This window comes from Epibacterium sp. Ofav1-8 (assembly GCF_022348185.1).
Classification (GTDB): domain Bacteria; phylum Pseudomonadota; class Alphaproteobacteria; order Rhodobacterales; family Rhodobacteraceae; genus Epibacterium.
In genome coordinates, this window is sequence record NZ_JAKRFD010000005.1 from 126,410 (window position 1) to 140,607 (window position 14,198).

Consider the following 14,198-nt stretch of genomic DNA (forward strand, 5'->3'; position numbering starts at 1 on the left):
TCGGGAAGGGGGCAAACCTCTCATGCGCCATCAGCGGTGCGCACCATCCGCGGAGCCGCCTGGCGCCCGCGCACAAAGAGAAACACCCCGGGCGGGTCTCCCGGGGTGTTTCATCAGGGGGCTGAGGTCAGGCGGGTCAACGCACGACGAACTCCGCATGTAGCGCCCCTGCAGCCTTGAGACTCTTCAGGATGTCGATCATGTCGCGCGGCGAGACCCCAAGGGCATTGAGGCCGGCCACGACTTCGGACAGGGATGTGGTCTCGCGCACTTCGGCCAGCTGAACGCCTTCCTCTTCGTCGATCGCAGCGCCGGTGCGTGGAACAACCACCGTTTCGCCATCCGCAAAGGGGTTGGGTTGCGAAACCAGCGGGGCTTCTTCAACCCGCAGCGTCAGGTTCCCCTGTGCAACAGCAACGTGAGAGATGCGCACATCGCTGCCCATCACGATGGTACCGGAGCGTTGGTCGACAACGACACGCGCCTTGCGCTGCGGTTCGACCAGGACGTTTTCCATGCGACCAACAGCATGCGCGGTGGAGCGGGCATTGGTGCGCTGGATATTGACCTCAACAGTGCCGGAATCGCGCATCACTGCGACATTGCGGCCAAACTCACTGTTGATCGCCTGTTCGATCCGGCCGGCCGTGGTGAAATCGGGCTCCCGCAATGCCAGGCGCATCGAATTGAGCGAGGACAGATCGAATTCGATCTCGCGCTCCACCCGAGCCCCTGAGGGGATCACGCCAGAGGTCGGCACACCTTGCGTTACCGTAGCGGCTTCCCCCTCTGCAACGGCGCCCCCTGCAAGAATGGTGCCCTGCGCGACCGCATAGATCTGGCCGTCTGCCGCGTTGAGCGGGGTCATGATCAGTGTGCCGCCCAGCAGGCTGCTGGAGTCGCCGATCGCCGACACCGTGGCATCGATGGTCCCGCCGACGCGTGCGAATGGCGGCAGCGTCGCTGTCACAAACACGGCTGCGACATTCTTGGGGCGGAACTGTTCGCCGGTCACATTGACCCCGAGGCGTTCCAGAATGTTGGTCATGATCTCTTCGGTGAAGGGCGAGTTGCGCAACCCGTCCCCGGTGCCGTCCAGGCCAACCACGAGACCGTAGCCGACCAGATCGTTGCCCCGGACACCGTCGAATTCGACGAGGTCTTTGAGACGAATTGCATTGGCCTGCACCAGCGTTGGCATCAGCAGGCATGTCATCAGGATATACAGAACCTTACGCATTACATGTAGTTCAGCAGGTTAAGTTGCGAGGACCGCACCGTGATCGAATAGAGAGCTTCCAATTGGAACTCCACCTCCTCGATGCGGCTGGCGGTTTCGGCCGGGTCGGCCAGGATCAGGTCGTTGAGCGTGGTGCCCATCGATGTCAGCGCTGCGGCGTTGCGCGTTTGAGTTTCGGAAATGCGCGCCTCGATGAAGCCGATGTCGGACTGGACATCTGTCAGTTCCGATTGCGCATTCATCAGTTCGGTGCCGGCCCGTTCAACAAGAGCGGAGCTTTCGACCGTGGACAGATGGCCCAGATAATCCTCGCTGGCCAAAGCGCCGAGCGCAAAGCTCTTCATCGCCTGTTTGAAGCGGTCATCGTCTGCCCGAAGGGCAAAGTTCACCTCTTCATTCGCGCCGATACGCACCGCGCTCATGTCATCGGTGGAACCATTGTACATGATCGCATCAAACCCGGCGGGATCATCGAACCAGTCCTGCACCGCTTGCGTGATGTCATCCACATCGGTCAACGCACCCACTTCCGCCACAAGCGCGGTCATCATCGTGTCCGCGCTTTCCAGCGGGGTTGCGCCGGTGTCGGTTCCCGCAAACAGGCTGCGACCGGACAGTTGACCGTTCAGGTTGGAGATGGTCTCGCGCAGGAAGGTCATCGACTGGGCGGCGAGTTCTTGCGCCGTGGTGTCATTCGAGGTGCTGGACAGGGACAGGATGTCCGCACCGAGGTTCAGTGCGTTGTCGTTGATCCGCTCGAGGTAGTCCTGCGCTGTGGAGGACAGAAGCGCAGCCTCCTGCGCGGCGACCTGGTAGCTGTCCATCTTGGAAATCGAGCGTTCAAGATCTGCCACAAACCCCAGATCGCCACCGAGGCGCTCTGGCAGGTTGGAGGCGATGCCCGTGCTCATTTCCTGGGTCAACGTATCCAGGGTTTTGTTGAGTTCGACTGACCGACCGCGCAGAAACAGATACTGCGCCATGTCACCAAAGGATTGCACATTCATAGCTTAGAGCCTCATCAGTTCCTGCATCATTTCATCGATCGCCTGGATCATCCGGGCGTTCGCGGCATAGATTGTCTCGATCATCATCAGCGTCTGGAGTTCGGAGTCGGTATCGACGCCCTGCTCCAGCTCGCGGGCCTGGATGTCGGAGAAGATTGCAGAGGAAAACGCCAGTTCCTGTTCCGCCCAGGTGTTCTCCTGAGTGAAATTCGTCATCAGGTTGGAGGCGATTTCATAGGCGCTGTAATCGCCGGTCCCAAGACCCGCAGAGGAAATCGTGTTGCTGGCCTCCAGCGCGGCGCCGTAGTTGTTCAGGATGGTGGTGTCACCCTTGTTGCCGATGCCGGTGGCATTGAGGCCGTCGCGCAGGCGCCAGGTTTCCGCATACCCGCTCATCGCGATGGTGCTGTTGATCTCGATGCGGTTGGCGATGCCCAACTCGTTGGTGTTGTCGTAGAACCCACCACCGTCGGTAAAGATCCCAGGATCTGTCGCACCAAGTGTCGTATCCACCGTGGGATCCTGAAACCGTTCGATCAGATCGCCGGCCATGGTATCCAGATCTTCCTGCGCCTGCACCGACGCCACATCCCGAACATGGAATTGCGCGGCAAGGCTGCCACCGCCGATCCTGCCGTTGATCGAGGTATCGATGGATTTTCCGTCGATTTCCAATCCCGACAGCTGACCATTGTCGATGGTCATATAGGGGGTCACGAGCGGGGTTTCGTCGAAGGAAAACTCCGCTACGGAACCGCCGTCGATCAGCTTGATACCGGATGTCGTGTAAAGCGCGGTCTGATTGTTGTCGCGCTGGTAGATCTGAACCGGGATGACCTCATTGATGGAATCGATCAGGTTGTCGCGCTGATCTTCCAGGCCCGAGGTGTCCTGACCGCGAATTTCAGCAGCCAGGATCTTCTTGTTCATATCATTGAGGTTGTTCAGGTCCGTTTCCAGCCCGTCGACCAAGGAGACGATGGAATCTTCGGCCTTGTTCCGCAGGGTCGCAACCCCTTCGGCCGCATCCTGGATCGACATCGCCAGTTCTTCGGCCTGCATCGAGAGGTCGTTCAGCCGGGCATCGGAATCGGGCAGGGACGTGGCTTCGATCAGCGCGGATTCCAGGTCGGTGAGCCGCTGGGCGACGGAATATCCATCGTTCACGGTGCCGACCTGTTCAGAAATCCGCGCATAGAAATCGGAGGTCACCGAGGTGGCGGCAAAGTTCGCTTCCGCCGCCCGGACACTTTTCTGGATCGCGGGATCGATCATGCGCTGCACCGAACCGATGCTCACGCCACCCGCGGCCCCATTGGAGCTGAGATCCAGAGTGCGCCTGTAGTACCCTTCTGTGAGGGCGTTCGCGAGGTTGTCGGACACCACCGACGTCGACCTGCCGGCCGCCGTGATGCCAGACATCGCGCTATTGAGGGCAGTCGAAAGAGACATCCCAAATCACCTTCTGTGACTATGTTTCATCAAGTGGAAGCGCCGATTTTATCAGCGCTTGATGTTGGTGGTTTCCTGCAACATTTCATCCACGGTCTGGATGACCTTTGCGTTGGACGAGTAAGCACGCTGGGTCTGGATCATCGAGGTCAGCTCAGTCGCCACATCGGTTGCGGATTCTTCCTGGCGATAGCTGGCCACGGTGCCGGTCGGGCCCGCTCCGGCATCCCACAGGTAGTAGGCACCGCTGCCCGGCGAGGGCATGAAGGTCTGGCTGTCCAGCGACTTCATGCCGTTGGCATTGGGCATGTCCGCAAGCGGGATCTGATACACGATGCGGCTGCTGCCGTTTTCATACAGCGCGTGTACAAAACCGCCCTCGTCCACCTCGACGCCAGCAAAGCTGGCAGCCTCATAGCCATCTTTCTCGATCGTTGCCGCCGAGAAGGCGCTGGAGAGCTGTGTCATCACACCGATTTCGATCTCGATCGGACCGCTGTCGGTGGTCACGATGATGGTGCCGGTGGTGGAGTCATAGGCGCCGCCCGTTGTGGTCGTGACCGTGTCCAGCGTGCCCTTGCCCGTGGCGGAGTCATCGAAGGTCAGGGTATAGTCCCCGACAACCGTGCCGGTCGCGCCATCGGTCAGCGTCATGGTCCATTCGTTGTCGTTGAGACCGGTCGGCGTGTATTCGATATCCAGATCCTGCTGACCACCGAGGTTGTCGAAATACTGGATCGTGTTCTGTTCGGTATCACCCGCAGCGCCGGTCACGGCACTTTCCGCTGGCAGGTTCACACCGAGGCTGACTTCAGTGGTGGGCGCCGCGCTCAGCTGCGAGGTATCAAACTTGATCGCCTCCAGCGGATCATCGGTATCACGGGCCACGGTGGGGAAGCTTTCATCCGCATCCGCCGGCCAGCCAAGCAGCACCAGACCGGACGAGGTGGTCAGATACCCCTCTTCGTTGGTGCGGAACGACCCGGATGTCGTCAGCAGCATGGTGGCGTCTTCGCCGGCCTCGACTTCCGCCAGGCTTGCGACGGGCAGGAACCCTTTGCCGTCGACGGCAAGGTCGGTGGAGTTGCTGGTGGTGATCAGAGAGCTGCGCTCGTCAATCATGCGCGCGTTGTTGACCGATACGCCACCTGCGGCATAGGCGCCGCCGGATTGCGAGATGACCATGGATTCAAATGAGGTCACGACGCGTTTATAACCGGCGGTCGAAGAATTTGCGATATTGTCTGAAATCGCCGCCAAACGGCTGGAGTTCGCGGCAAGCCCGGCTACGCCAGCATTCAGCGAAGAAGAAATGGTCATGAGATACGCCTTTCTGCTGCATCTTGAGATCTACTCGCAGAAACACTTACCGCGCTTGTACTTAACGTGCGGCTAACAGATAAAATCCAATCTATCTGTTAGCCGCTTTTGCCTTGCTTTTATGGGGCTGTCACTTCCGCAGGAGCGTGATTTCGACGCGGTTGTTTCGCGGTGACATCGGATTTCCGGAGGCAAGGTCACGATCAGCATGACCGGTCACCCGCGAGATTCGCTTGGCCTTCATGCCGCCCGCCTGCAGGTGTTCCCGCGTTGCGTCCGCCCGGGCATGAGAGAGCGACCAGACCGGGTTGTTGGCGATCACCACCGGGGTCGAGGCCACGTGTCCGCTGATGGCGACGTCGTTCTCTACCGAGGCGGTCACCCGCGCCACCATCCGCATCAGATCCCGCATCAGGGCCGTGGGACGTTCGCTGCCCGCTTCAAACAGCTTGGCATCATCGGTTTCGAACAGCTCGATAATGAGACCTTCGTCCGTGACGCGGGTCACGATGTGGCGCGCCATATCAATGCTGACCATGCTCTCGCCGCCGCGCCCCATCAGCGCCTCTTCGATCTTGCGGAAGCTGGCCTCTTCGGCGGCGTCGTTCTTCTGATTGTCGGCGACACCGGAATCACCCTGCGCGCGGGAGGCATCGGTCGGGTTTTCCCGGGTCGCGCCAATCCCGTTCTGCGGTTTCACGTCCTCGGTGAACATGGTGTCGCCCTGGAAGGCGCCGTTGCCGCCGCCGGAAACCCGCGCAAGCGGAATCGAGGGCGAAAAATAGTCTGCCAGACCCTTGCGCTGTTTCTCCGTGGTTGCATTCAAGAGCCACATCAGAAGGAAGAATGCCATCATCGCGGTCACGAAGTCGGCATAGGCCACCTTCCATGCGCCGCCATGGTGTCCACCACCGCTGACTTTCTTCACCTTCTTGATAATTACCGGAGCTTCATTGCTCTGAGCAGTCATGTTCCCACCACCTTTTCTGTTCACCCAAAACCGGGATACAGAGGCGTTCCTTAACCAGGTCTTAACAGATAAAATTGGCCCCAGTAACACACCTAAACGTATGGTTTATAAGGCAAAATCGAGGCCATCCTGGCTTTTCGGGGGTGAACCTGAGGCAGGCTCCTGGCGACAATGTGGCCGCTTTGTGGCGGCGGTCGGGGCGGGTCAAATTCCCGCCCCCTTTGACGCTGTCACAACAGCAGGTCACCATATGATTCGCGGAGCTTGTTCTTCTGAACCTTGCCGGTTCCACCGAGCGGCAAGGCATCCACGAACACAACCGCATCCGGGACCTGCCACGAGGCGACCCTGCCATCATAGTGTTTAAGAAGCTCTACCTCCGTAAGCGCCGGGTCGGATTTCACCGCAATCAGTACCGGCCGCTCATCCCATTTGGGGTGGCGCGCCGCGATCGCCGCGGCCTGAGCAACCCCAGGATGCGACATGGCGATGTCCTCCAGCTCGACCGTGGAGATCCACTCGCCGCCCGATTTGATGATGTCCTTGGTCCGGTCCCGAATGATCATGTACCCGTCGGGATCTATGGTCGCCACGTCGCCCGTGTCGAACCATCCATCATCATTCAGCGCGGACTGTTCCTGGCCAAAATAGGTGTCGATGATCCAATGCCCCCGGATCTGAAGCGCGCCTTGGGTTTGCCCGTCCTCGGGCAGGGCGACCCCGGCCTCGTCGACGATGCGCAGCTCTACACCAAAAGGCGGGCGCCCCTGTCCCGTGCGGATCGCGCCTTTGTCGGCGTCGCTCAGATCCGCGTGTTTCTGCAGGAGCTGATTGAGCGTGCCAAGCGGGCTGGTCTCGGTCATCCCCCAGGCGTGGATCAGCTCCACCCCGTAGGTATCGCGGAATGTGGGGATCATCACCGACGGCAAGGCAGACCCGCCCACCACGGTACGCTCCAGGCTGGGGATCTTGCTTCCGGTTGTCTCCAGGGCCTGCAACAGACCCATCCAGATCGTCGGTACGCCCAGCGCAATGGTGACCTGTTCTGCATCGATCAGCCTCACCAGGCTTTCGCCATCAAGATGCGGCCCCGGCAACACCAGCTTGGCGCCGACTGCGGCAGTGATATAGGGAACGCCCCAGGCATTCACGTGGAACATCGGCACCACCGCCATGACACTGTCGCGGGCTGCAAGCGCCAAGCCGTCGGGCTGATTGCCGCCCAGCGAGTGCAGCACCGTGGAGCGGTGGGTATAGAGCACGCCCTTGGGATTGCCGGTGGTGCCCGAGGTGTAGCACAGGCTGGAAGCGGTGTTCTCGTCCAGATCGGGCCAGGTATAAGCATCGCTCTCTGCGGCGAGCAGCGTGTCATAGAACAGCAGCCCGTCGATCTGGGCGGCGGCCTCGGCATCTTCCGGCCCCATCAGAACCACATGGCGCAGCTTCGGCAGGTGCGGTCGCAACTGGGCCACGGCCGACACAAAGGTGGCGTCGATGAACAGCACCTCATCCTCGGCGTGGTTGATGATGTAAATCAGCTGCTCGGGCTTCAGGCGCGGGTTCAGCGTGTGGCAGACATAACCCGCCCCCGCGACTCCAAAGTAAATTTCCAGATGGCGACGGTTGTTCCAGGCGATCGTGCCGCAGCGGGTACCGGGTGCCAGCCCAAGCCGATCCAACGCCGCGGCAAGCCTGCGCGCGTTGCCCGCAACCTGCCCCCAGGTCGTGTGTTCGACGCCACCGGTGGTTTCGACCGACGCCACGGTAGTGCCGGCATGGTACTTGCCCGCGTGCTCGATCAGCGAACTGATGGTCAGCGGTTGCGTCATCATCTTGCCAAGCATTGGATGTCCTTCCTGTTATCTGTGGTGTTCCGGCCCGCCCGGAGCCGGTCCTGGTCGCCCCAGGATCATGTCGGCCGCCTTTTCGGCGATCATGATCGTGGGCGCGTTGGTATTGCCGCCAATGAGACGCGGCATGATCGACGCGTCAATCACCCGCAATCCGTCCAGTCCGTGCACCCGCAGCTCCGGATCGACGACCGCATCGGGGTCTCGGCCCATCCGACAGGTGCCCACCGGGTGATAGATGGTATCGGCGCGGTCCCTGATATGCGCTGCGAGCGTGGCATCATCCGGTTCGGCGTCAATGAACAGCTCTTTGGTCAGGCAATCGACAATGGGTTGCTGCGCCATGAGCCGCCGGGTCAGCCGCACGCCACGCAACAGCCCTTCCAGATCGTCGTTTTCCGCCAGGAACTGGGGATCAATCACCGGTGCCTCCAGCGGATCGGCAGAGGCGAGGGATACGGTGCCCCGCGATTTTGGGCGCAGCAAGCAAACATGACAGCTGACCCCGTGCCCAAGATGCAGCTTGCGCGCGTGATCGTCGACAATGGCAATCACGAAATGCAACTGCACATCCGGACGGTCAAACGCGGCATCCGTTTTCAAAAAGGCCGCGCCTTCGGCAAAAGGGGTGGCAATCATGCTTCGCCCGCTTCGGCGCCATGTCAGGATTTCCCGCAGAAGCTTTCCTCCGGCGGCAAGCGAAATCCCGAAATTGTCCGTGTCCCGCGTCTTGTAGGCGAGAGTGAAATCGAGATGATCCTGCAAGTTCTGCCCCACACCGGGCAATGCGTGCCGCACCGCGATCCCGTGCGGCTTTAGATCCTGTGGTCGCCCGACACCGGACAGCTGCAACAGCTGGGGCGAGTTGAACGCCCCGCCGCATAACAGGACCTCCCGTCGTGCCAGAACTTGCCGCTGTTTACGCCGGTGCCGGTAGGCAACCCCGGTCGCCCGCTTGCCCTCGAACAGGATCCGCGTGGCATGGGCGCCGGTCAGCACGGTCAGGTTCGGGCGCCCCATCACCGGGTGCAGATAGGCAGCCGCTGCCGAACAGCGCTGCCCATTGCGCGCGGAATCGTGAAACTGCGTCACCTGATAGTAGCCGATCCCTTCGTTGTCGCCGCGATTGAAGTCCTCGCTCCGGCGGATCTGCATGGCCTGCCCTGCCTGCACAAATGCCTCCGTCACCGGGCGCGGCGCTTTCTGGTCGCTGACGTGAAGCGGACCATCAGCGCCATGCATCGGGTCACAGCCGGCCTGATTGTTCTCCGCCCGGCGGAAATAGGGCAGCACGTCCTGCCACCCCCATCCGGGACAGCCAAGCGCGGCCCATTCGTCATAGTCGCACGCATGGCCGCGCACATAGAGCATGGCGTTGATCGCGCTTGATCCGCCCAGTGCCTTGCCCCGGGGCTGATACCCTCTGCGCCCGTTGAGCCCTGCCTGCGGGACCGTTTCATAGGCCCAGTTGTTGATCTTGGGCCGCCCCGGCAGCATCGCGACAACCGCCGCGGGGGTGCGGACCAAAAGCCCGTCGCCGCGCCCCCCGGCCTCGAGCAGGCACACGGTGACCGCCGGGTTCTCCGACAGCCGCGCCGCCAGAACGGAACCGGCCGAGCCCCCGCCCACGATGACATAGTCGCATTCCATGCTGCTCCTCCTGGCGCTGATCAGCGCGCAGAAGACCTCCGCTGTCTACTCTAACGGTACGTCAGGCGCGCATTCCGGCCTGACGGCAGCCGCATCCCCTCCCCTGCGCGCCAGCGGCAGGGACCGGCGCGCTGTCGGTGGGCGGGATCACACCATCACAATCGGGCGCCCATCCACCATGCGGAGCGGCGCATCGGTTTCAAAGACACCTCTGATCAGGTCCGCGGTCACCACATCCCGTGGCGCGCCATCTGCACACAGGCATCCATTTTTCATCACCAGCACACGGTCGGCGTAGGCGGTGGCAAAGTTGACGTCATGCAGCACGATGATAATGGTGCGCCCCTTGTTGTCCGCCAAATCCCGCAGGCGGGCCATCAAAGCGCGCGACGCGGCCAGATCAAGATTGTTGAGCGGTTCATCCAGCAACAGGTAATCAGTGTCCTGCACATAGGTCATCGCCACAAACGCCCGCTGCCGCTGCCCACCAGACAACGTATCAAGCGGCCGATCCGCCAGCGGAAAAAGATCAAACAGGCCCAGGCCCTCTTCGACCTTGGCGCGGTCTTCTGACGTCGGGCGCCCGCGGTGATAGGGGTAGCGGCCAAAGCCCACCAGATCACGCACCGTCAGGCGGCTTGCGGCGTGGACCGTCTGCGGCAGGATCGCAAGCCGCCTGGCCAGTTCCTTGTCATCGCTTTCGCCCACGATCAGCTCATCGACGGTGATGCGCCCCTGCTGCTGCGGTATCAGCCGCGCCATCAGCGACAGCAGCGTCGATTTTCCCGCGCCATTGGGACCGACAAGCGCCACCACACCGCCCTTGGGCACGGTGACGGAAATCTCGTTCAGGATCGGAGCTCCGTGGATATGATGGGACAGGTTCTGGACCTCGATCATCGTTTCAGTCCTTTCATCAGCAACAGCAGGAACACCAACCCGCCAAGGAATTCGACCACGACACTGAGCGGCGTGGTAAAGGCAAAGACCCGCTCCAGCGCCCATTGGCCGCCGACGAGGATCACGCCGGATATCAGCGCGCTCCCGGGCAGCAGGATCGCATGGCGGTAGGTTGGCAGCACCAGATAGGTCAGCGCAGAGACCAAAAGCCCGAAGAAGGCCACCGGCCCCACCAGCGCGGTGGAAACCGCAACCAGGATCGAAATCAGCAAGAGCGCCCGGCGCTGCCCTCTGAGTGGGGGCTCCCCCAGCGAGGTTGATGCCACCGCTCCGAGCGCCAGCACATCCAGCCGGTGCCGCATGCGCCAGGCACATCCCAGTGCCACACAGCACAGGATGGCCGAGACGCCCAGCAGATCAGTTTCAGCCCGAGAGAACCGCGCGAAGGACGCCGCCTGCACCACGGCGTATTCACTTGGGTCGATTACACGCTGCAACAGACCAGTGACCGAGCGCAGCATCACCGCCAGCACCACCCCGGTCAGAAGCATGCGCATCAGATCGCCCTGCCCTTTGCGCAACAACAGACCAAACAGCGTCACCGCTGCCGCAGACATCAATGTTGCGTTGGTCAGCATCAACAGCCCCGGATCAAGTTGCAGGTAGGCAGGCGCGCCCAATGCAACCACCGCAGAGGTCAGGATCAGAACATACAGCGCATCAAATCCCATGATCGACGGCGTCAGGATGCGATTGCCGGAAATGGTCTGAAACATCACCGCCGCCACCGCCTGTGCTGCGCCGATCAACACCAATGCCGCGAGCTTCTTGCCGCGAAACATCAGCGCAAACTCAAGACTGCCCTTCACGCCCGTGAACAGATAGGCAAGCGCGCAGGCCACAAGAACCAGCGCCAGGCACAGCAGGCGATTACGATACATGCTGGCCTCTGCCGTAGAGCATCCACAGAAAGACAGCCGCGCCGATGATGCCGATAACGGTCGCCACCGGCACCTCGAACGGATGCACCACAAGGCGCGCGAAGATATCCGACGCCAGGACCAAACCCGCGCCCACCATCGCCGTCAGCGGCAGGCTCCGGCGCAGATTGTCGCCGACGAGACGGCTGACAAGGTTTGGCACGACCAACCCGACAAAGGGGATCGCACCCACCGTCACCACGGTGAGGCCCGTCACCACGGAAATCACCACCAGACCGCTCAGGACGACCTGACGGTAGTTAAGACCGAGGTTCAGGCTCACGGTTTCCCCGAGGCCGAGGATGGAAAACTGATCCGCCACCAGATAGCTCAGCGCCGCAGCCAGACCCGCGACCCACAGCAGTTCATATCGGCCACGCATGGTGCCGGAGAACTCGCCGGTCAGCCAGATGTCGATATATTGCAGCATATCGAGTTGAAACCCGATGTAGACGGCGGCCGACCCGATCACGCCCCCGTAGACGATGCCTACAAGCGGCACCAGCAGTGGCTCCTCTGGCGGCAGGCGACGCGTGAGCGCGAAGAACCCCATGCTGCCCACGAGGGCCGCACAGGCCGCTAGGGTCATCTTCACTCCGATGGCCGCGGTCGGCAGCAGGACCGAAACCAGCAACAGGCCCAGCATCGCGCTTTGGCCGGTGCCTGCGGTCATCGGCTCCACGAACCTGTTGCGCGCGATCAGCTGCATGATCTGACCGGCAATCGCCAACGACGCCCCGGTCAGCACCACCGCACATGCGCGCGGCAGGCGGCTGTCCCGGATCAACACCCAGGCCTCCGTCGTCATGATTTCCGTCAGCGCCAGAGGGGTCGCCCCCACAAAGAGCGATCCGACAAACAAGAGGCTGAGGAGCAGCACCCCCGGGACAGTGTGCGACATCAGGGATCAGTTTCCGCTGAAGCCGGCCTCGATATCCGAAAGCGTCCGCATCATCGACTGGATCCCACCGCCGGAGATGTAGATGTCGGACGCATTGAGATACACGACCTGATCGTTCTTCCAGGCTGTGGTCTCATGCACCAGCGTATTGTCGAGGGTGGTCTTTGCATCCTCGCCCGGCTGACCAATCGCGGCAAGACGGTCGATCACGATCAGCCAATCCGGGTTCACCGTCTGGATGAACTCGAACGAGATGCTCTCGCCATGCGTCGAGTCGCTGATCTCCGCCGCGGCTTCCGGCAGGTCGAGCGTGGAATGCAGCCAGCCGAACCGGCCCGCCTTGCCATAGGCAGAGATTTTCGGTCCATTGGTCAGGAGGATCAGCGCGGTTCCCTGACCGGCCACCGCAGCGCGGGTGTCGGCCAGCTGGGTATCGAAGGCGGCACGCAGTTCGGCGGCTTTGTCCTCAAGGTCAAAAATCCTGCCATAGGCCTCGAGCCGATCAAGCCCCTGACCGACCACATCTTCCCAGATGGTCATGTCGATCGCCGGAGCCAGTTCTGACATCGGTTCGACCTGATCCGAGCTGCGCCCGCCGACAATAATCAAGTCGGGCTGTAAGGCATGTACCGCTTCGATGTCAGGTTCAAAAAGGGTGCCCAGATCTTCGGCTTTCTCGGCAATGCTGTCGAGGTAATCCACGTAGAGGTTCTGCGGTGCACCCGTGATGTCGACCCCCAGCGCCGACAAAGTGTCTACGGCAGCAATGTCAAAGACCGCGATTTTTTCCGGGGCCTCCGGGACCTTCGCAGCACCGCGATAAGTGTCAATGGATACGGTATCTGCGGCAAACGCAGGCAGAGCCAGAAGCAGCGCAGCGCCGCAAGCAAGCGATCGAAACATCGGACAAGTCCCCATGTCATTTCAAGGAAGGGAAAGATCTGCTTCGCTGGCTGTGCGTGCACACTTGCTGGCGGGCAGAACCTGCCACAGCCTTCAGGAAATGGCCATGTCCATTTTGGAATATCTCAGTCCCAGTTCAGGCGTTCGACGTTTTCGCGAAAGGCAAAGCGGAGCAGATGGCTCTCGATAATGCCCTTGGTTTGTTCAAGCCCGTCCTGATCTTCTGCCGTGACCGTAATCACCAGGACGTCATCCTCGGCGATCAGAACCGCCGTACCACGTGCAAAACCCACGGAGCCCTCGCGATCATCGAAACGGGCCTCGACCTTATGTGCAAAATGCTTGCAGAGCTGTTGTAGGTACTGGCTGGCTTTGGAGGTTTCGAAACGGCATTTGGTGTTCAGCATACGTAAATCCTCTGATTGTGGGCGACGTGCTCCCTGCAGAGCCCGCGTTTCTGGGCGCGCTGTGTTCAGGGGTTGGCCCTCTACTGACCGTTGGTGATACTCCCATGGGGTGAGCCCGTCGAGGCTCGGGTGTGGGCACTGGCGATGATAATTGCTCCGCCAGGCAGCGATCAGATCCCGTGCGTGGCGCAGGTTTACATGAAACGAAAAAACCAGTTCTTGAAAAGGCTTACACGCGGGGTCTCGGCGAGACACCTGCCAGCCGTGTCGGGTTGAAAAACGGATGGCGTGACGCGCGCGCCGAAAAGGGCATCGGTCTCAAGCGTCATCGCTTTTTGCAGCATCCTGTGACCTGAACGAATTCCGTTCCATCAGAGTGCATCCCCGCATAGATCGGGCGCACCGGGAGCCGTATTGTCGAAACCGCGCATTGGCGGCTTGTGTCACCCTCGCTCGCCACGAACAGGCTCGCTGAGTGACCAAAATCATGACCGAAGGATCAACTATCATCAGTCGTTACATATTGTGAGAAGTGGTGAGCCGTGCAGGATTCGAACCTGCGACCCACTGATTAAAAGTCAGTTGCTCTACCAACTGAGCTAACGGCCCACTCTCTGT

The 14,198-nt window shown here is 61.1% G+C and carries 12 protein-coding genes, 1 tRNA gene and 1 pseudogene; all 14 read right to left on the reverse strand.

What is annotated here, in order from left to right; translation table 11 throughout:
* Positions 1-136 precede the first annotated feature (136 nt).
* Positions 137-1,240, reverse strand: coding sequence for a flagellar basal body P-ring protein FlgI (locus tag MHM97_RS09785; RefSeq protein ID WP_239322183.1), 1,104 nt, complete (start codon positions 1,238-1,240; stop codon positions 137-139).
* Positions 1,240-2,247 carry a flagellin gene (locus tag MHM97_RS09790; protein ID WP_239322184.1) on the reverse strand — a complete coding sequence of 336 codons (1,008 nt, stop codon included), beginning with the start codon at positions 2,245-2,247 and terminating at the stop codon, positions 1,240-1,242. The genes MHM97_RS09785 and MHM97_RS09790 overlap by 1 nt, the downstream gene beginning before the upstream one ends.
* 3 nt (positions 2,248-2,250) lie before the next feature.
* Positions 2,251-3,699 carry a flagellar hook-associated protein FlgK gene (gene flgK / locus MHM97_RS09795; RefSeq protein WP_239322185.1) on the reverse strand — a complete coding sequence of 483 codons (1,449 nt, stop codon included), beginning with the start codon at positions 3,697-3,699 and terminating at the stop codon, positions 2,251-2,253.
* A gap of 51 nt (positions 3,700-3,750) precedes the next feature.
* Positions 3,751-5,019 carry a flagellar hook protein FlgE gene (locus tag MHM97_RS09800; protein WP_239322186.1) on the reverse strand — a complete coding sequence of 423 codons (1,269 nt, stop codon included), beginning with the start codon at positions 5,017-5,019 and terminating at the stop codon, positions 3,751-3,753.
* A gap of 130 nt (positions 5,020-5,149) precedes the next feature.
* On the reverse strand, positions 5,150-5,989 hold the full coding sequence (locus MHM97_RS09805) for a flagellar motor protein MotB (protein WP_239322187.1): 840 nt from the start codon (positions 5,987-5,989) through the stop codon (positions 5,150-5,152).
* Between the two features lie 230 nt (positions 5,990-6,219).
* Positions 6,220-7,833, reverse strand: coding sequence for a long-chain-fatty-acid--CoA ligase (locus tag MHM97_RS09810; protein WP_239322188.1), 1,614 nt, complete (start codon positions 7,831-7,833; stop codon positions 6,220-6,222).
* Positions 7,834-7,848: 15 nt separating this feature from the next.
* Positions 7,849-9,489 carry a GMC family oxidoreductase gene (locus MHM97_RS09815; protein ID WP_239322189.1) on the reverse strand — a complete coding sequence of 547 codons (1,641 nt, stop codon included), beginning with the start codon at positions 9,487-9,489 and terminating at the stop codon, positions 7,849-7,851.
* Between the two features lie 147 nt (positions 9,490-9,636).
* Positions 9,637-10,389, reverse strand: coding sequence for an iron ABC transporter ATP-binding protein (locus MHM97_RS09820; protein ID WP_239322190.1), 753 nt, complete (start codon positions 10,387-10,389; stop codon positions 9,637-9,639).
* Entirely contained in the window at positions 10,386-11,330 is a 945-nt protein-coding gene (locus MHM97_RS09825; RefSeq protein ID WP_239322191.1) for an iron chelate uptake ABC transporter family permease subunit, read from the reverse strand. Before MHM97_RS09825 ends, MHM97_RS09820 begins: the two co-directional genes overlap by 4 nt.
* Positions 11,320-12,270 (reverse strand): ABC transporter permease, encoded by a 951-nt coding sequence (locus tag MHM97_RS09830; protein WP_239322192.1) that lies wholly within the window; start codon positions 12,268-12,270, stop codon positions 11,320-11,322. The genes MHM97_RS09825 and MHM97_RS09830 overlap by 11 nt, the downstream gene beginning before the upstream one ends.
* 6 nt (positions 12,271-12,276) lie before the next feature.
* The gene (locus MHM97_RS09835; protein ID WP_239322193.1) at positions 12,277-13,173 is read right to left on the reverse strand and encodes a siderophore ABC transporter substrate-binding protein; all 897 of its coding nucleotides are present in this window, start codon (positions 13,171-13,173) and stop codon (positions 12,277-12,279) included.
* Positions 13,174-13,298: 125 nt separating this feature from the next.
* Entirely contained in the window at positions 13,299-13,580 is a 282-nt protein-coding gene (locus MHM97_RS09840; RefSeq protein WP_239322394.1) for a DUF2218 domain-containing protein, read from the reverse strand.
* A 57-nt stretch (positions 13,581-13,637) separates the two neighbouring features.
* Positions 13,638-13,775 (reverse strand): annotated as a pseudogene (locus MHM97_RS09845) (integrase core domain-containing protein); the annotation flags it as partial.
* Positions 13,776-14,113: 338 nt separating this feature from the next.
* Positions 14,114-14,189: transfer RNA gene (locus MHM97_RS09850), tRNA-Lys, on the reverse strand.
* Between the last annotated feature and the right edge of the window lie 9 nt (positions 14,190-14,198).

Bases quoted from the DNA above. Each gene is read 5' to 3' on its own strand.
- MHM97_RS09825 (WP_239322191.1), bottom strand. From the start codon at position 11,330: ATGTATCGTAATCGCCTGCTGTGCCTGGCGCTGGTTCTTGTGGCCTGC.
- MHM97_RS09820 (WP_239322190.1), bottom strand. From the start codon at position 10,389: ATGATCGAGGTCCAGAACCTGTCCCATCATATCCACGGAGCTCCGATC.
- flgK (WP_239322185.1), bottom strand. From the start codon at position 3,699: ATGTCTCTTTCGACTGCCCTCAATAGCGCGATGTCTGGCATCACGGCG.
- MHM97_RS09840 (WP_239322394.1), bottom strand. From the start codon at position 13,580: ATGCTGAACACCAAATGCCGTTTCGAAACCTCCAAAGCCAGCCAGTAC.
- MHM97_RS09805 (WP_239322187.1), bottom strand. From the start codon at position 5,989: ATGACTGCTCAGAGCAATGAAGCTCCGGTAATTATCAAGAAGGTGAAG.
- MHM97_RS09835 (WP_239322193.1), bottom strand. From the start codon at position 13,173: ATGTTTCGATCGCTTGCTTGCGGCGCTGCGCTGCTTCTGGCTCTGCCT.
- MHM97_RS09810 (WP_239322188.1), bottom strand. From the start codon at position 7,833: ATGCTTGGCAAGATGATGACGCAACCGCTGACCATCAGTTCGCTGATC.
- MHM97_RS09790 (WP_239322184.1), bottom strand. From the start codon at position 2,247: ATGAATGTGCAATCCTTTGGTGACATGGCGCAGTATCTGTTTCTGCGC.
- MHM97_RS09800 (WP_239322186.1), bottom strand. From the start codon at position 5,019: ATGACCATTTCTTCTTCGCTGAATGCTGGCGTAGCCGGGCTTGCCGCG.
- MHM97_RS09815 (WP_239322189.1), bottom strand. From the start codon at position 9,489: ATGGAATGCGACTATGTCATCGTGGGCGGGGGCTCGGCCGGTTCCGTT.
- MHM97_RS09830 (WP_239322192.1), bottom strand. From the start codon at position 12,270: ATGTCGCACACTGTCCCGGGGGTGCTGCTCCTCAGCCTCTTGTTTGTC.
- MHM97_RS09785 (WP_239322183.1), bottom strand. From the start codon at position 1,240: ATGCGTAAGGTTCTGTATATCCTGATGACATGCCTGCTGATGCCAACG.